The sequence below is a fragment of the Peribacillus sp. SIMBA_075 genome (assembly GCF_046534585.1).
In genome coordinates this window covers 1-253 of the sequence record NZ_JAWRYN010001108.1, presented here as the reverse complement: position 1 = coordinate 253, position 253 = coordinate 1, and the positions used below count along the sequence as shown (strand labels likewise).

The window sequence follows — 253 nt, the reverse complement described above, 5'->3', positions numbered from 1 at the left end:
GCAACCGCCGGCTCTGGCAGCTGGCCCGGCAGATGGAGGGACCGGCGCGACCGCGCTTCGAGGCGCTGCTGGTCGATCGCGACCCGGCCCTGCGCGCACGCCTGGGCCCGGCCCGCCGGTCGGTGCTGGCGCAGATGGAGCAGCTGCTCGACGACCCGTTCTACCGCGGCTTCATGGTCTACGTGCATCCGATGGGGGTGCGGCCGATCGGCTACCACCTCGTTCGCCTGCTCGACCGCAACCCGCGTACCCC

Annotated in this window: 1 protein-coding gene; it reads left to right on the top strand. The window is 73.1% G+C overall.

Annotated elements, in window-relative coordinates:
* Positions 1-32: 32 nt before the first annotated feature.
* Positions 33-253: hypothetical protein (locus SB775_RS31735; RefSeq protein ID WP_410865261.1), on the top strand; the 221-nt coding region annotated here is incomplete at its 3' end.